Genomic DNA, 16,475 nt, shown 5'->3' on the forward strand with positions numbered 1-16,475 from the left:
CTACGCACCTATGCTAGTATCGGCGTCGTGAATCGATCACGTCGATCTTAGTCGAGGTTGCGGCTGGGGTGCCGACGCCGCTAGATGAAATTATGTAAGAGAGCACCGCGCCGCGGATCTAGACGGGGTAGCACCTCCCGCCCCGTCCTATTTGTCGCGTTTTACGTTGTATCTCCGCCGCTGTGTGCGGATTTGGAGTATACAAAGCCTATATACCCCGGCACAGCGACGCGTCATGAAGGCTCCCAGGCCCAGGCTTGAGGCGGCTGTGTTGGTGGCCATTGTGCTGGTGGTTGCGTTAACACAAAGCGATTTATCTAAATATCAAGATCCGCTGTTTCCGGGGGTGAAGATGGCGAAGCCAGCCACATGCCGGTGATTTTCCAGGCTCCGTGTGATAAGGTGTTTACGCTGGGCTACGCTACGTGGCTGGGGTCCCGGGCGGCGTACGTCACTGTTTCCCACGGCTTAAATAACGGCGACGGCGTATACCAGCCGTGCTACTACGACTGCGGCGGAGAGCCCACTGGCTATGTCGAAGAGATGGACAAAGAGCTGTATGCAGACGCCGCTGTGTTGAAAATTGAGCAACGGGGAACTCAAGCCTCACCGCACGTAGAAATATGCGGATTCAACCCAGCCCCACCTCTGTCGAATGGCTACTTCACAGACGCAGAGTTGCAGAACTTGCAGGGACAGACGGTGTGGTCTATGCACAGGATAGGGCACGTGACAGGTTGCAAGGGAGGCCAAGCTAGGATCTATTTCTACGATCCCCAGTACTGTCTACTGTCTGTGTACTACGACCCCCAGTGGCAACCTGCTCAAGAGGGAGACAGCGGCTCTCCCCTCTTTCAGCTGAGATCAGACGCAATTGACAGAAGTTGGCACGTTAAAGTTGCTGGTATTTTCGTTAGGTTGCGACCTGCTGACAATCCGCAGTTTATGGAGTTCATGGGGGTCGAGTGTGTGAATAGATTCTACGGCTTGGGGTTTAGGTATGGCAACTAGGTTGCTAGTTCTCTTACTGCTGGCAGCCGCGGCTTTAATGGCCGTAGAGGTGTATCACGGCCAAGTTGTAAAGTTTGGCAACCTCACGGTGGTGTACTCAGTTTACGAAATCCCGGCGGTGAGAGTTGAGCTAAACGGATGTGTCTACTACGTAGTACGTGGCCACGACCCGAAGATTGTAGACATGTGGAGCCGTACGCAGAAAGATCTCGCCGAGTTTCACAACTTCACAGAGAGGTGGCAGAGGGAGTTTGAATTCAAGACGTGGCCTCTTATAGCTGACGAGCTTAGATCTGCCAACTACAGCGGATACCTAGATTTCTACTACTGTTGCGGCCCTCTTGTAAACAAGTCTATCGCAGAGAGACTCTCAAAATCAAGCAGGTGGGTAAATAGGACGGTTTCGCTCGCCGACGCCGTGAATAAGACGCTTAGAGCCGCAGGTCTAGATGTTAGGGGCGTCTATATTAACGTGTGGCAGGGCTTCATAAGCGTGGAGGCCTTCACAGACCCCCGCAGAGGCCTCAGCCAATATGCCAAGGTGAAAGGCGATCTTGACAGTGTATTTAAAGCGTATAAAGACCTTAAACTGCTAGCGATTATAAACATAAAAGAGGCCCCGGCCTCGTCGCCCTACGTAGTCGGGCTCGACCTTGAGTCTGTCAAGGAGAAGCTAGCCGGGCTTAAAGAGGCTATATTCCAAGCGTATAGAGAAAGAGGAGTAGATGTGAATCCCATTGACGTCGTTACTGGCATAGGCGCCAGAGAGGGGCTCTACTTAGTACTAATAGCGCCGCCTAATGAAACAGATTTTCTAAAAGCGCTGACAGAGAAAAGCGCCAAGGGGCTGGGGGCGTGCCCCAACGGCTCCGTAGTAATCTTCTTCAAGACCGGCGCCCGCGAGCTCGTCGGCGTCAGCATCCCGTGGCACCTAGCGGCGCTGGAGGTCGCAACGATAGCGGCGGCCACCTCCGCCACCGTCTACGTCGTTAAGAAAAAGTTAACCAAACCGAAATAAGAGGTTTTCCCCGCCCACGTTTTCGCGGGGGCGTTAATCTCCCGGAGGTGCTTTGATACATGCTTCGTGCGTCTATCAAGACGCTCCAAACCCCATGGGATTCATCTTGAAGCGCGGGGCACTAAGTCCACCAGCACGCCGCTTCTTGAATAGATAGCTTCCTCTAGCGTGAGGAGACGTGGCGGTTCTCTGGCGTTGGCGATGGTTAAGAGTTGGCGTCTCAAGTCTTGTGGTTGCTGTTTTATACCTGGGTGCAGGATTTCGGCGGCCGTGACGTTTTTGACGAATATGGTCTCTCGTGCTGTCGCCGCGGTAGCTGTGTGAGGCGTCTAGGCGTCTGCCGGCCCGTCAAGCCGCTTTGTTTTACGTTGTATCTACACCGCTATGTGTGGACTATGAGTATGCAAAGCATATAAGGCCCGGCACAGCGGCGCGTCATGAAGGTTCCGAAGCCCCGAGCGATAGTGGGCGGGGCGTATCCAAAGCGCCTAGGTTCTTTAACCGGCGTGGCTCCAGAGCCCAGGTCTGCGGCGATTATAGTCGTGGTAGTGATGGTGTTGTTGCCGATGTTGGCATTATCTCAAGTTTTAGAAATTCCGGGACAGAAAGGACAAAAGCTGTTCGTGTACCTAGTTGAGTCAGATATACCGCTTGGAGATGAGGTCCCCCATATACCCGGCGCCAAGTGGGCTCTTGGCGAGCAGGCGCTGGTGGTGTTCGTGCCTAGGGACGTAGGGCGGGGCTTTGTACTATTTACAAACGAGACTGTGGACATACCGGCATACGACAGGAAATACTTCTTGCTAGCACTCCCCGCGGGGGCCAAGCCGGCGGGGGCCAGGGGCAACGCCACGTTGAAGACACCAGACGGGGAATTCCCCGTGGTGTTTAGAAAGCCAGATGGGGGGTTAATAGAGATTGTGGCGGGGAGCGTAGACGAGGCCTTCAAAATATTGAGGGAGTTGGGCTTTCAGCCGGAGTTCCGCGGACGGGCGAGACTTGAAAGAGGCGGCGGATCTAGGCCAGGTGACATACCAGCCGCGGCGGCCACCCCGCCCCCAGCACTGGCGCCTCGCTATACGTCTACGGCGGGGTGTACTTCAGACCGGTGAGAGTGAGCAGTAGCTATACGGAATACGTAGTGCCAGTACATGGGGAATCCGGCGCCAGCGCTTGTAGAAACGTGCCCGACGCGGCGTATATCGGCTACGACGCCGCCTCGCTATCACTAGGCGTGTTAATTAAAGGCGGCTCTGCAGACGGCGTGTTGACAGCTGATGTCTACCGCATAAACGCCGACGGCACATGCACGCTTCTCAAATCCAGCTCCTACACCTTGGCCAACAGAGCCAGGATGTGGATTTCTGGTGTTAACCTAGACAGTAGCCGGGGTAGCGAGCTGGCGGTTAGACTCAGAGTTTATATAAACACGTACTCCGGCGCGCCGGCCGTTGGCATAAACGGCACTGTGCAGTACCTCCGATACTACTACCGTAACTACACACTGGCTGAGATGTTATACGCCACGGCCACAGACTACTATGGACGGCCGAGCGGATACTCGGTGGGTAGCTATATCGACAGGATTCTAATAGGGCCCTACGCAGCCTTCGACGGCCTAGTCGAGGGGACCTTCACTGGGGGCGTAGACCTGCAGTTGACCACAGACGCCGTGGGCGGTACATGTCCGGGACTTATGTGGGAGCTGTGGCTCAACGGCATGTGGTATGTGGCGGGGTCAACGGCATACGGCAGTTATAACAGTGGGACTAACGGATGTGTCTACGAAATAAACACGGGGACCTACAGCCTCGGCGCCTATCCCTACAGCTTTGCCAAATCCTTCGGCGGGGCGCTCTCCTGGCTTGTCAAAATAAAGTTCGACAACGGCGCTACTCCATACGTGAGGTCTATTTTCGTCAGAACCGCCGAGGTTTTCAGAGCGTGGCGCTGGGTAGAGCAGTGGAAGGATTTCCCAGACGCCATGGATAAGATATGGAGGAACCCCTACGCGGCCTCCGTCCTCGAAATATACGGCGCCCCTTCCGACCCCCAAGCCGGCCCATATGTATACCACGGGCTCGTACTCCTCAGAGTTAATGACATATACGACACGTACCAGCGAATAATGCTCCAAGTCGCAGGACGCTCTGTGTCTAGTAGTTATGTGGATTATATAAAGGGGTTTGAAGTGTACATGAGGCTGTCAATTCCAACGAAGACTAGCTCAGGTTCGGCCTCTCTGTACAAGGCCAACTACATAAAAGGGACATCTATTGCCGATGTCACAAAGCCTTGGCTTATAGACGTCGCTCAGAGAGTTCTCGATGCTATAAACTTCATCTTAATCTTCGTGCCAAGCAAACTGGCGTCTCTACTCGCCTTCCTAGCAGGCCAGGCACTGCAGACCGCGTCAGGTAGCTATAACGTGGACGTACTTGATAGCAATAACGTGAGAGTTTGGTGGATTGCGCCTTGGGCCGGATCGGAGTCGGATTCGCTATTATTTGCTATAAGTCTCCCCACGGCGGCGGCAGATCCTTATGCGAACATGTCCATAGAGGTGAAAATCACCAAAGCCTGCTTAGAGCAGTACTGCATCAGCCCAGATCAGGGACTCAAAGGGTACATCCAGCCGACAAATCCATTCATCTATTCTGCCTTAAGACACGCCGAGGTGAAAACGTGGATGTTTAGAGGATTAACAAGCGCCGGTATGAAATACGTACTTAAATGACTCCTAAATTAGTTCTCTTCTCTGCCCTAGTTTTTTATTCTTTATTATGGCTCATTTTACCTTGGTCTAGGGCTGTGGCGTTGTTTATTGCAGGTGCTGCGTTCCTCTGGATCCTCTTCTTCTCGTCGCTGGTTGTAAACATTAAGCGTAGAGAGATAGTTGCCGCAGTAGCTCTTTCGACACCCTTCGCCTTTGCGGCGCTGTCAACCGAGGCCTTGATATGGTACGGGCTGGGTCCCCTGGCGGCTCTCATCTGGTTTATATATCTCGCAAGGGGGATCTACGGCAGTTGGCTTAAGGGAATTTTCTTCATACTTGGCGTGATATGGCTACACGGACTTCTACTCATCGCCATAGATGTAACAACAGGGGGAGTTTTAACAAAGGCCTACAGTGTCGGCCTCCACCCATTTCAGAGGTGGAATGTTCCGGTTATTGCAGTGGCAGACACGTCGGCGTTGTACATAGCGGCTGAGGTATTGAAAAAATTATTAAAGCTCTGGCGATAGACGAGGAAAGTCGATCCACTAAGGCCGACGGCCACCTAGGCGCCGATTTGACACTTATTTTAGAAACGCTAGGCTTACGCTTGCCCAAATCTCAGCAAATTTGTGACATAGAATGTTGCGTGTTAAATATCACCGCGTCTACCACATCGTCCTGATGTCTGAGTTTACGTTGTATCTATACCGCTATGTGTGGACTATGAGTACGCAAAGCACATAAAGCCCGGCACAGCGGCGGGCGTGGCTTCGAAGGTCTGGGTAATGAGGCTTGTGGTGTTGGCGGCTTTGGCGGCTGTTGCCTTTGTGGTGCTGGGCTCTCAGACGCCTAGCCCGGGGGTCACGCTGAGGTTTGAGCTCTACGAGGCCGGCGTAAAGAAGAGCGACCTCTTTACAAGGCCTGACGTAGCCGCCGCGGTCTTCGTAAGAGCCGTCACGCCAGATGGGGAGGCTATAGTTTTCTCAGGGCCCACCAGGGGCTCTGTACACATACCAGCCGGCGCCCTCGCCGACGTGGCTAAGAACTGGACTGAATTACTGAGGGCTAGGGGGCACGACCCCGAGGACTTCTTCACCGCGCTTATAGTCAGCCTGGCGGTTGTAAACAAAACCAGCGGAAAGCCTCTGTTCTACACCACCTACTTCCTAGACTACCCCCCAGCCAAGGTGGCGAGAGGAGACAGAGAGCTGATATACACGCTACATGTGGCAAAGGGCAGGGGGGAGTGGAGGGCGCATGTGGCTAAGGTGGATAGAGAAGAGAAGCGAGGGCTGTTTGCAAGCTACGGCTCTGCGCCCCCCTCGATGAAGCCGCCGTCTGTCGAGCCGCCGAAAGACACGTGGTGTGAAGTAGTAAATCCAGAACCCCCGGCGTTTATCTGCTGGTATAGAAAGGCTTGGGTGGGAGTTGGCAACTTAACCGCCGTGTTTCCCTCTACGTACTTCGCAGACTACAACGGCAGGCTGTATATGAAAGTGCCTGTTGTCATTGCGGTAAACAACTTTACATACAGCGGATCGGTGGGGCTGAGCATAATAGGCGGTATATTGACTACTTCGCAATTAGCCGTCGGCGTCTCTTTATCGGTTCCGGGCAACAGCAGATCCTCAATTAGCTTAGCTAGCTGGAGCTGGGGAGGTAAGCAGTACTATTTAGCAGACGGGCTGTTCCTAGGTCCTACCAGCTCTGGCTGGATTTGGATATTGGGGAGGCCCGTCTTCGTCTCGTACGACGTCTACTATGAGGGGCCCATAGGCAGAGAATATATACGAGAGGAGGACTACTTCTACATAGCCGATATCTACATCAGCGGTAGCACAATTGTAAGTGGAAAAGATTTTGGCCTGCCCCAGGAAATTATTGACTTCTTCTACGGTGGGGTAGATAAGCAACGACTCTCCATTTCCAACACTGCGCTTTCAGACGGGGCTCTTCAGCCCGGCGAGACTATGTGGTTCCACGAGATATTCACCTGTGGGACTGGTTTTGAAGTGGATATCCCAGTGGGCGCCGTGGTGCTGGCGGTGTTGACCAGAACGCCGATTCCCATAACACTGCCTAAAGGCGTATTCCCCGGCATAGACATATCGCTGTCTATACAAGGCGCCATGATAGAAGTCGCAGGCTCGATAACCAACTACGGCGACTACCCCGGCGTCCCAACCGACTACAACGCCCCTGAGTACATATACGCCGCTGTGAGCAAGTATCAATACACCGCGACGGACCTGTGGGGCAACACCTGCCGCTATCAAGTGCCACCCGTCATATACATAGAGGCTAGATAAACCCCTACTTTTCTCCTTACTACCTATTCTCTACTGAGAAGGAGGAAGGGGCGGCGCCGGCGGTGGGTAGAGATGCGCAGGTTTCGGTCAAGGGGGAGGCGGAGCTTTATAAAAGGGGGGTGGAGGGTCAATACGCCAGTGCAGAGGGCGGAGGTGAGACGGAATAAACAAGTAGACAGTGCCGCCGAGTGTTTTTGGAAGTGGAGAATGGTGAGTATGAAAAAACAGCTCTTGGAGTGTACTTCAGACACTTTAATGCATAGCCGAAGTTCCCTAACAAGCAATAAAACTGATTAAGCTACCGTGGCAGAATTAGCTTATGAATGCGCCGATGGCATGCATTGCGCCGAACGTTCGCAGAGACCTCTCGCTACGGAGCTCTGTGGATCGTGGAGGTCTGTTGTGAAGTGAATCTATACGCAACGTGGCTACATGTCTAAATTCGGCGCTAGAGACGCCTAATCATGAGAAAATGACTGTGAATGACATACAGACGTGTGGCTGGTTAGGAGATATCAGACATAGCCGGGGGAGATGTAATCTACTCTGAAGAGTTGCGTAAGCAAAACTCCGCCATATCTATTGCCGTATCCACTGCGCCATGTTTTACGTTATATCTCCGTCGTTACGTATTGACTTTGAGTACGTGGGGATTAAATGGCTTGGCACAACTGCGGGCGTGGCTCCAAAACCTAAAACCCAGACCAGCGGCGGTGAAAACGGTGTTTACCGAATTCAAATAGAGATCAGAATTTCCGACCACCTACGACGAGGTCGCTGACTTTGTTCATGCTGTTTGTCGCGCTTACTCTAGCCGGTACTGTGGTTAAGTTTCCAGAGGACTTCAGCCAAGCTGTAATGTTCCAAGGCAGTACTATTACCACCGCCTTTACGCCTCCCACCTGGCGGGCGAATTCAGATATATTAAGTAGCGATGTGACGGCAAAGCCGGCGGGGGGCGAGTGGCTTAATACGCCAACCATGTACACCCTGCCCCCAGCCACCTCAGCCACGGTTCTTAGAGTAGACGCAATATAGAGCGAGGCTTTGGGATTTGTTAACTTCGGCGTAATGCCGATGAGGTTTGTCAACATTTTGTCCGTTTCTGAATGCGCCTCGCACCTCAATTACCGGACAGACTGCCTGCAGGGGCGTAAAGCACCAGCACATTACACACCCCAGAGATAGACGACGCAAAGGTTGAGGCTAGACTTCTGCAAGAACTTAAAAAATACCCAGAGTGTAGAAAGGTCGGGGTATTTATGCGAAAAGCGAAGCTGGAGAAGGCCAGGGCTTTTAGGAGCTGGTTTATGGGCAATGACTCGGCCCTAGGCGCTATGGATCTTAAAAAGATGCGTGACGCCGTGAAGAGCCCCGTGGGGGATCTCGACAACGAGACGTTGCGCCTAGCCGTGAGGAGGCTGGTGGAGGCTAGGTTGGGGAAGCCTCTAGAAAAGGCTTCTGACAAAGAGCTGGCTGATGTGCTTCCGTATTTTGTATGGGCGCCGGTGTTAATGCCTGAGTCGGCCGCGGCTAGAGATGCGTACTTCGGAATTTCCGCCGTCCGCTTCGCCGCTATTAAAGGCTCGAATATGTCTATAGACGGCGTGCGGGAGGCGTTGCTAAACGCAGTTAAGATACTCAACTGCACGCCCTCTGTGATATACGTCGGCGAGATGGACCTCCCCCTCTTTACCTACGATGTGCTGATGTACGCCGACAATGTGTTGATGAACGCCGACCTGCCAGATAGGCGGGGGGAGCAGGACGCCGTGCCGGCTAACAACATAAACACCACATGGCTTCCCATAGCCATAACTGTAGCCGCCGCTGTAATCTTGATGATAATAAAGAGGGCAACACCTGGCTCGGTTGGAGAGCCGCACAGCGCCGCCGCTTGACGCGCACCCCCACTACGTCATATAACTAAGCATATCTTTTTTCAATTCTACCGACAGCCGCAGTTTACGAAATTTAAGAGGGTTCGGCGAGAATCGCGGAGGCGCTTAACGGCGGCCCCGCCATTTTCAAATATCTGAAACCATGTCCTTAAGCCCTCGGGCGCCGCCGGCGAGTTTCTGCAGACGGCGCACCCGGCGTTCGAGATACACACCGCACACTCCGTTTTTTACGTTGTACCTCCGCCGCTATCCGCAGACTATGAGTACATAAGGGATATATGTCCCGGCACAGCGGCGTTTCATGAAGATCCATGAAGTCTTGAAAATGACGGCTTTAGCCGCCGTTGTGCTTTCCGCGGTTGCGCTGGGTTCCGTGTGGTATCAGGTGGACAACTACACCGTGTTCAACTTGACCGGGTTGATAGACAACTTCAAGCCTACCTACGTCTTCAAGCTGGGCAACTGCGACGCCTACGTCTACGTTGCTAGGTCTTTTAACGACTCCACTCCGATGCTTGCCTACGGTAGGCTCCAGGTTCCGCCCCCGAAGCCGGCCGCGGATGTCGACTTCAACAAGCTCCTCGACGCCCTCCTTAAGTTGCCAGGTGGCGACTTGGAAATAGAGGTGGTGATTTAGGACATCGTCGTCTCGGATCGCCTGCGTGTGGCCGTAAGCGCGTCTAACCGCACGGAGCTGGTTAGGAAAGTCGGCGAGAGGCTGGGAGTGGCTGTGTACGAGAGGGTAGAGGAGGCGAAGGAGACGCTGAAGGAGGCGGCTGGGCGCGGAGAGAGCGCAAAGGCGGCTTTTATAACCTCGGCGATGAGGAAGACGGGGGATGTGCTGGTCGCGGTGTATAGAGATAGGCCCTCCGTGGGGGTCTGGACGACGAATTTAACCGAGGCGCTTAAGGCACTGCGGCAGATGGAAGGGGAGGTTGGGAAAGGGATACCCGCATACATAACGGTAGGCTCCTACTGGCTAAGCGACGAGTTTAGAGAGGTTTTCCGCAACGCCGCGATGCGCTGGGAGGATGAGATGGGCACCCGCAGGAGGGTTGAAAGAGGGGTTGAGGGGCTAGTTCACATCTTCGAGCTATCCCGCCCCCTAGGCCCCGTGTACCTCGTGTTCCCATATGTCAACCGCACCCCGCCAGACGAGAAGACGGCCAAGATGCTTCTGAGGAGGTACGTGGAGCTAACCGGCTTCTGCCCGCAACCGCTAATCGCAGAATTTTGGCCAAAAACCGGGATGGGCCTCCTCATCGGCGGGCACAACTACACAGCCGTAGCCACCGCCACAGCCGCCACCGCAATAGGCGCCGCGGCGGTCGCCTCGGCGGTGTTAAAGCTGAGGAGAAGAAGGCGATAAATTCAACGGCATTTTTCCACAGTTTCTTGCGTCTCCCAACCAGCGCCCCCTTTAGACGGCTTCAGTAGATAGGCGAGGTCTATACAGCACGCCAGGTAGGTAGGCGGCAGACACGGTATGCAACACGACACTGCCGTCGAGGGAGGTCTGGACGATAATACCGCAGTAGGCGGCTGGACGCCCAGGCGGCTTAGAGAGGAGTAAAGCCCTGTCGGGGGAGGTACGTGGACCAAGTCTGATATCTCCGAGAGTCTTATTAACATCGCGAGCCCCCTACGTCCGCCAAGGCGGTGAGGACGTCGGCCCTAGGCTTAGAGGATATCAGGAGACATGCAACGGGGGATAATCCCCGAAAGGCGCCAGGTGATAAGACTGTCATAACTTGCGAAGCGACGCTGACGGTAGGCGGCGGAAGACTTATGAAATAACGGCCGGGGGAGGCCCGCTTTATAATACGCTTGCTTGGGGGGACGTCCGCCACGACTCTGTAATCACGTAAAACTCGCTCTACCTGTCGGTTGCTACGCCGGCGCGCATTTTCCTCCGCTGTGATTTACGTTGTATCTTCGCCGCTATGTGCGGATTAGGAGTATGCAAACTATATATAGTCCGGCACGACAGTGGACGTGGCTCTAAGACCACGGCCAGAGAATAACATTTCCAAGTGGACATCAAACTATACAACGCGATTGACTACACGAAGTGAAATAACTAAGTATCTCTTTTTCCATTTCATACATTTGGGTTTCTACCCGGTAGTGAGGGTCACTCACATTATGGCGTATTTATTGGCTTCTGTCTTTGGCGTGGCCCACCCGCTCTACAGCTATAGTGGAGCTTGGATATACGACGTCGCCATGTTTCTCCTAATGGCTACAGTTCTAGCTCTTGCGCTGGGTAGCGTTGGGGGTTTTAAAGAGGTTCTTGTCTATGGTCATAAATACGCAGTTATCTACTTCGCTCTGCTGTATTTTGAAGCCGTTAAAATGTCACTCTTGATACCCATAGCCGTACTATCATTAATACTCATCGACATAGCCTTCCACTACTTGATATACATAAACACGTTGGTTATAGAGAAAATACGAAAGGGATCGAAAAGCGCTAGGTCGTGAAGCCGTTGGTGTGTCCACATATTTATGACTGGGGCGATGCTTCGCCGGGGGCTACGTGGGGTTCTATAAGCTGGGACTGGACGTGTGGCCTAGCCGTGTTAGCTAGGCCGAATGCGCGGTTCTGCCTCGGCGTGGTGGGGCTGGCCAGCTTCTGGAGATGCGGATTTGCATGCCTTTGGGTGGAGTACGATCAGCAACTGGTGGCTTTCTTCGTGGGGCCGTGAAGTTGTGGAAGTTCTATCTCTTAGCCGCCGTCGCGGTTGCCGTGGTGGCGGGCATCCCCGCCGCCATCTACGTCTTCCTAAAAGAGCCGCCGGGCGTAGCCACAACGGTAGACGTATTTACCTGCAACTTGGTCAACATGTCTGGTACACTGGTGCTAGACGGGGCGTGTAGTGGTAGGTATGTCCAGGTTTCTACCTTTGTCATAAATTCGACTTATCTTAAATATGAAGTAGATAACCGACTGAAGCTGGAGACCTACGCTGAAGATCTGTGGAGAGGCATGACCACCGTCGGCGATGTGGTTGGCACCAAGACGAAGATCTTCAGAGTGGGGAATGAGACGTATAGAACGTCGCCTGAAAATTTAATACCGCCGCCCTTCCGCGCCGCTTTGGCTAGACTAGTCGAGAAACACCCATGGCTGGCCGAGAGCTACTTGGTAAATGGAGAGATTTTCCGCGGCTTAGTCTGGGACCCGATGGCTAACCAAAAGGTTGTGGGCTATGTCTTTACGACACTTCAGCCGATGTGTAGTAGAGGCTTCACGTCAGGCCCTGGCGGCGGCGTGATAAATAAATATGACGCATGTTGGTTTACAGCATTAATTCTTGTAAACAAATCAAAGCTAGTAGTATTAGACGTAAGTGTTAAATTGACAAATATCGAGAATAGCTTAGAGACTAGCGATAAAGGCGGTGCCATTACTATACGCGGCAGAGCAATAGGACTGTTAATGCAAGCAATACAAAACGCAACAAAACAACTAGAGGAAGTCATAACTAGATAGATTTCTTATTTCTATATTTTGTTTTACTATTTTTAGCCGGCGTGAGAGCCGTCTAGGGTCTTCTCACAGCTCTTCAATCTGGAGGATCTGAACCCACGGCTACGGCCTACGCCGGCGGCTACGCGAGGTGGGCCGGGGATCTGCTCGTGGTGGAAGAGTCTTGAATTTGCATATAGCACGGCGCCGTCCGCCCTCAACACGCCGGACTGCTGTAGACGGAGAAGATCTATACACTGTCGGCGTAGCGGAGAACAGATCTGTCATCGTGCCGCTGGGCTTAAGGCAACTTCTTGCCGCCCCTGGCGTCTGTGCGGGCGCGTGTCGCGAGTGGCGTCACTACTGTAGCGCGGGTTGCCGCTACGGCGGGGAGGCGCAGAATGTTCTTCCACCGCTCGGTGTTGCGGCCGCCGCTGGAGCGGCCCTTGCGGCATTTTTAACTAGGAGGAGGGATCCTCGTCGCGATCTTTAAATTAGGTGTTTTATAGCGGTTCGTCACCAGCTCTACACGTAGTTTACCGCCAGCTTGTTACAACGCCGCGGCTGAGTCTCACCTCATCTCTAGCCTAGTTTCCCCCGCAGTTTTTGCGTTGTATCTCCGCCGCTGTGTGCGGACTTGGAGTATGCAAAGCCTATAAATCCCGGCGCAGCGGCGGGCACGGCTCAGAAACTCCAAATGGTTAAGCTGGCGGCGCTCGCCGCATTGGCGGCCGCGGCGGTGGCCGCGGCTCTGAGCGCCGGCGCGTTTAAAGTGACGTTCACATATGATAACGGGGTTGTGAAGATGGTAGATCCCCAGGGCGGTGTGCACACAGTGGCGCTGAACCTGAAGGAGGGGGTTAAGAAGGTTGAGATAAGGCTGTTGCCAAACGGCTCCGCCGTGGTGCTAGAGGGTGGGAGGCCCATTGCTATAATTAAGGAAACAGTCATGAGAGGGGGCGAGGCCAGGCGCGTCGAGTTCAAGTTGTTGCCCAACGGCACACTTCTGGTTATAGACGGCGGCAAGGTCTGGTCTAAGGGTAGAATCGAGAGGAGAGGCGGGGGAGAAGGCGCCAGCCAGGCCGGTGAGAAGCCGAGCCCAGACATAATAAAATCGCCACAGCCTATCTCCGGCTCGCTACCTCCCGGCACTGGAGATAGCTACGGGCCTTACACCGGGCTTATCAACATGGAGTTCAGCGTCTCGTGGAGCCCCACGGGCTATCTCTGCCTCGGGTATGTAGATTTGAAAACGGGAAGCGGACCCGGCATATGTAGCTACGGCCAGAGAGCCTCCGCCTCCTTCTCTCTAGATCCGTCTCAAAACATCATAGCCGTTGTGTACAACCCCAACTCCTATTCAATAACTTATTCGGGCACGCTGACGCTATACTACCAATAATGCCCCTCCAAAACCCACTCTCTCAGTTGCATCTCGATTTGTTTTTCTGCTTAAAATGATATTAAGCAGAGCCTCTCTCCGCTCCATGTCTCTGCTTTTCCGTCTGTGCAGGTGGGCTCCTCCCCTCCTCTACCTAACCCTGGTTCACGTGTGGCTGTTGCCGGTCCTGTTCCTCCTCTATGTTGGAGGCGCCGTGGGGGGCTTTGTCTTTCTAGCCACGGCGGCCTCGGCGGTGGCCGCCGCGGTTGTCGGCCTTCTCCCTGGGGGGAGGGGGGCCGGGGGGCTGGATCTGCTGGAGCTGTTCCACAGACGCGGGGGCGTCTGCGCCGCGGCTCCTGTTTTATACGTCGCGTCCTACGCGGCGCTTGCATTTGTCGCAACCACCTCGCTGTATCTCTACACAACCCCCCTCGTGGTGGTTGAGGTGGCTCCGGCGTCCGCCGCGGCCGGCGTAGGGGGACTTGGCAACCACACCGCGGCTCCCGTCGGCAACGTAACCGAGGTGGTGTTCCACGTAAGGGGCGTGGGGGGCGTCGCCTCGGGAGGGAAGTTTATAGTAGTTGTGAAGGGGGACGTCTTAGGGGGGTCGGCAGGCTGGGTTTTGTACACGGCCCTGTGGGCCGCTTCCTTCTACAGCGCCTTGGCGGCGGCGTTGGTCTTGGCGTGGAGGCTGGTGGCGCGCTCCGCCGAGTTGGCGAGGAGGGCCGAGGTGTTTTATGAAAAGGCGAGGGAGATTCTATCCTGACCTCTACGTCGTGACGAAAATCCTGCTCCTACTCGCCGATGGACACAGCAGGAGAGAAGCGGCGTTGCTGTCCGGAGTGAGCTACAGCCGCTTTCAGCAATACGTGGAGTATCTAAAAGAGAGGGGGTTCGTAACGGGCGACGAGGAGCTGAGGCTGACGCCCAGGGGCGTAGAGGCGGCGGCGAGGCTCGCCGAACTCATCAAGGAGCTGACAGGAGAGGAGCCGAGAAGCCTCAAGAGGAGGTAGCGCGGGGCCCCCGACACACCCCACAAGGCGTAGAGAGGTCGCGACCCCGCGCCTCCGCCGGCCTGTATAGGTACGGCTCCGGGAGACGCGTATAGAAGGTATGATGAGTATTAAACCAGTGCACAGGTGTGTAGAGCTGGCGGCTGTCCCAGGTTCCAATCCGGCTTGGCCCTCCACCTTGCTTTGGCAACTCTTATATAGTCTCATAGAACTTGATGCGTGGCGTCGAAGCTCCCCATCCTAGGCGCGGCCGCCGTGGCGCTTGTCCTAGCGTTGCTGGTGGTGTTGCAACAGTCCATGTCGCCTCAGCCCTATGAGGTGAACTACAGCATTTCCTACATCTTCACGACGCCTAGCGGGAGGCAAGCGCTGGATCTCGGCTGGATGGTGGTGGGGGTGGGTCCGCAGAACTACAGCGTGGCTGTGCTGAGGTTCGGCGGCGTCGAGATACAGCTATACGAAGCCTCGGAGGGCGGCAAAAGCTACGAGGCTATATGCGCCATGGGCAGATGCATAGCGAACCCCAGTCGGAGCGTCGAGCTACCGGTCGACTTTAAATCTGTACATATGTCAACTGCGGGCGTCTGCAGACACCTCGGCCGCGAGGGGGCTCTGGTGAGGGCCAGCGGGGTGCCCGAGCTGGGCCTCCTAGCCGAGGTGGCTAAGGCGCACGGCGTCTCTCTAAACGCGACGGCGGATGCGGAGGTGTGTGAAAGCAGGGGGGTGGTCCTCTGGCTGAGGGCCGGGTACACCTTCCAGGTAGGAGGGCGGGACGTGAGGATTGAGATCGTGGTGAACGCCACGAGGCTGGGCCCCTACAACGCAACCCGCCACCACGAGGCGTTGCAGAAGGCGAAATCTGCACAGCAGAGATGACGCCGCGGATTAGAGAAGCTACATAGAGACGCAATCAATTTAGGTGGTTGAGGAAACAGGCAAACAGGCTCCGCAACACGGCGGATCCCCCCCCCCAGACTGCGGTGCACCAGGCGTTCGTGACGCCGGTCCTCACGCAGAGCGACGGCTTGCCGGCCGCGGCGAGTTACGCGACGGCCCCTCCCCCTCCGAATCGCCGACTGCCACGTACCTCATATGTTGTGGAAATTATTCTCCAACCCGGCTCCTTCAAGCGGAAGGCGGATAGGGCCGACGCGCCAACGACTATCACGATCCCCCCTCACAGAGTCGGCAGAGAAGCCCCGAGGCGCCTCGACAGGGATCGCCTCAAGCTCCCTCATCACTCGCTCCATGTTCTCCTCCGCCTCCAACTGCCTGATCCGCTCCTCGACGAACCTCCTCAACTCCTCGGCCCAGTTCACTCTGTCCCTATACTTAGCCATCTTCTCCTTAACCTCGCGCCGCACCTTAAAGCTCACGACAGCCACAGCCGTATAAGTCTACGTTAAATATAAACCTATTGGTCTACCCACAACGGCGGTGCAGGTCTACCGCGGGCAGGCCGCCAGCGCCGATTTAATAAAGCTTCGACGACAGAGGCAACGCGTGCCTCGGCATTGAGGAATGCATAGTGCCTCCGGGCGTCAAGTACGGCCCAGCGGTGGGCGTCTGTGGAGGCACTAGCTGAAGAGGCCGATCTAGGCTTTTGAGGGCCAGCGCGGGCATACTATTTAAATTTTATTTAATTAGAACG

The 16,475-nt window shown here is 54.9% G+C and carries 21 protein-coding genes; 17 read left to right on the forward strand and 4 right to left on the reverse strand.

The features are described 5' to 3' along the window. Positions 1-235: 235 nt before the first annotated feature. From P186_RS14050 to P186_RS07005, 7 genes are all read left to right on the forward strand, one after another. Positions 236-379 (forward strand): hypothetical protein, encoded by a 144-nt coding sequence (locus tag P186_RS14050; protein ID WP_014288744.1) that lies wholly within the window; start codon positions 236-238, stop codon positions 377-379. After that, a complete protein-coding gene (locus tag P186_RS06985; RefSeq protein ID WP_014288745.1) occupies positions 370-1,011 on the forward strand; it encodes a hypothetical protein in 642 nt (213 codons plus the stop codon). The genes P186_RS14050 and P186_RS06985 overlap by 10 nt, the downstream gene beginning before the upstream one ends. Further along, positions 1,001-2,029 (forward strand): hypothetical protein, encoded by a 1,029-nt coding sequence (locus tag P186_RS06990; protein WP_014288746.1) that lies wholly within the window; start codon positions 1,001-1,003, stop codon positions 2,027-2,029. The genes P186_RS06985 and P186_RS06990 overlap by 11 nt, the downstream gene beginning before the upstream one ends. Before the next feature lie 437 nt (positions 2,030-2,466). Beyond that, on the forward strand, positions 2,467-3,141 hold the full coding sequence (locus tag P186_RS14275) for a hypothetical protein (protein ID WP_237179359.1): 675 nt from the start codon (positions 2,467-2,469) through the stop codon (positions 3,139-3,141). Beyond that, a complete protein-coding gene (locus P186_RS06995) occupies positions 3,123-4,766 on the forward strand; it encodes a hypothetical protein (RefSeq protein WP_237179360.1) in 1,644 nt (547 codons plus the stop codon). The genes P186_RS14275 and P186_RS06995 overlap by 19 nt, the downstream gene beginning before the upstream one ends. Before the next feature lie 74 nt (positions 4,767-4,840). Next, complete coding sequence (locus P186_RS07000) at positions 4,841-5,275, forward strand: hypothetical protein (protein ID WP_237179361.1); 435 nt, start codon at positions 4,841-4,843, stop codon at positions 5,273-5,275. A gap of 237 nt (positions 5,276-5,512) precedes the next feature. Next, positions 5,513-7,057 carry a hypothetical protein gene (locus P186_RS07005; protein ID WP_237179362.1) on the forward strand — a complete coding sequence of 515 codons (1,545 nt, stop codon included), beginning with the start codon at positions 5,513-5,515 and terminating at the stop codon, positions 7,055-7,057. A 746-nt stretch (positions 7,058-7,803) separates the two neighbouring features. On the opposite strand, the gene P186_RS07010 is transcribed toward P186_RS07005, so the two are convergent. Continuing rightward, positions 7,804-8,151 (reverse strand): hypothetical protein, encoded by a 348-nt coding sequence (locus P186_RS07010; RefSeq protein WP_148682823.1) that lies wholly within the window; start codon positions 8,149-8,151, stop codon positions 7,804-7,806. A 168-nt stretch (positions 8,152-8,319) separates the two neighbouring features. Here P186_RS07010 and P186_RS07015 point away from each other — a divergent pair, with 168 nt between their 5' ends. The 6 genes from P186_RS07015 to P186_RS07040 all read left to right on the forward strand — a co-directional run bounded on the left by P186_RS07015 (position 8,320) and on the right by P186_RS07040 (position 12,454). Continuing rightward, complete coding sequence (locus tag P186_RS07015; RefSeq protein ID WP_014288750.1) at positions 8,320-8,958, forward strand: hypothetical protein; 639 nt, start codon at positions 8,320-8,322, stop codon at positions 8,956-8,958. 301 nt (positions 8,959-9,259) lie between these two features. Then, complete coding sequence (locus tag P186_RS07020; RefSeq protein WP_148682824.1) at positions 9,260-9,595, forward strand: hypothetical protein; 336 nt, start codon at positions 9,260-9,262, stop codon at positions 9,593-9,595. A gap of 27 nt (positions 9,596-9,622) precedes the next feature. Next, the gene (locus P186_RS07025) at positions 9,623-10,327 is read left to right on the forward strand and encodes a hypothetical protein (RefSeq protein ID WP_148682825.1); all 705 of its coding nucleotides are present in this window, start codon (positions 9,623-9,625) and stop codon (positions 10,325-10,327) included. 776 nt (positions 10,328-11,103) lie between these two features. Beyond that, positions 11,104-11,442 (forward strand): hypothetical protein, encoded by a 339-nt coding sequence (locus P186_RS07030; protein ID WP_014288752.1) that lies wholly within the window; start codon positions 11,104-11,106, stop codon positions 11,440-11,442. Beyond that, positions 11,439-11,666: a hypothetical protein gene (locus tag P186_RS07035; protein WP_014288753.1), complete on the forward strand. Its 228-nt coding sequence runs from the start codon at positions 11,439-11,441 to the stop codon at positions 11,664-11,666. Before P186_RS07030 ends, P186_RS07035 begins: the two co-directional genes overlap by 4 nt. After that, positions 11,663-12,454, forward strand: coding sequence for a hypothetical protein (locus tag P186_RS07040; protein WP_014288754.1), 792 nt, complete (start codon positions 11,663-11,665; stop codon positions 12,452-12,454). The genes P186_RS07035 and P186_RS07040 overlap by 4 nt, the downstream gene beginning before the upstream one ends. Before the next feature lie 32 nt (positions 12,455-12,486). Here the strand turns inward: P186_RS07040 and P186_RS13840 are convergent, their stop codons facing one another. Further along, positions 12,487-12,654, reverse strand: coding sequence for a hypothetical protein (locus tag P186_RS13840; protein WP_014288755.1), 168 nt, complete (start codon positions 12,652-12,654; stop codon positions 12,487-12,489). A gap of 413 nt (positions 12,655-13,067) precedes the next feature. On the opposite strand from P186_RS13840, the gene P186_RS07045 reads away from it, so the two are divergent. From P186_RS07045 to P186_RS07060, 4 genes are all read left to right on the forward strand, one after another. Further along, positions 13,068-13,832, forward strand: coding sequence for a hypothetical protein (locus tag P186_RS07045; RefSeq protein WP_237179363.1), 765 nt, complete (start codon positions 13,068-13,070; stop codon positions 13,830-13,832). Positions 13,833-13,917: 85 nt separating this feature from the next. Beyond that, entirely contained in the window at positions 13,918-14,577 is a 660-nt protein-coding gene (locus P186_RS14610) for a hypothetical protein (protein ID WP_261339200.1), read from the forward strand. Further along, positions 14,549-14,824, forward strand: a complete 276-nt coding sequence (locus P186_RS07055) for a helix-turn-helix domain-containing protein (protein WP_148682826.1) — start codon at positions 14,549-14,551, stop codon at positions 14,822-14,824. Before P186_RS14610 ends, P186_RS07055 begins: the two co-directional genes overlap by 29 nt. 219 nt (positions 14,825-15,043) lie before the next feature. After that, on the forward strand, positions 15,044-15,700 hold the full coding sequence (locus tag P186_RS07060) for a hypothetical protein (protein ID WP_014288759.1): 657 nt from the start codon (positions 15,044-15,046) through the stop codon (positions 15,698-15,700). 212 nt (positions 15,701-15,912) lie between these two features. Here P186_RS07060 and vapB read toward each other — a convergent pair whose 3' ends face one another. Together vapB and P186_RS14660 are read right to left on the reverse strand one after the other, a co-directional pair. Beyond that, positions 15,913-16,209 carry a type II toxin-antitoxin system VapB family antitoxin gene (gene vapB / locus P186_RS14285; protein ID WP_014288760.1) on the reverse strand — a complete coding sequence of 99 codons (297 nt, stop codon included), beginning with the start codon at positions 16,207-16,209 and terminating at the stop codon, positions 15,913-15,915. 88 nt (positions 16,210-16,297) lie between these two features. Then, complete coding sequence (locus P186_RS14660) at positions 16,298-16,447, reverse strand: hypothetical protein (RefSeq protein ID WP_014288761.1); 150 nt, start codon at positions 16,445-16,447, stop codon at positions 16,298-16,300. Positions 16,448-16,475: the final 28 nt, after the last annotated feature.

Origin of the sequence: Pyrobaculum ferrireducens, assembly GCF_000234805.1 — an archaeon.
Classification (GTDB): domain Archaea; phylum Thermoproteota; class Thermoprotei; order Thermoproteales; family Thermoproteaceae; genus Pyrobaculum; species Pyrobaculum ferrireducens.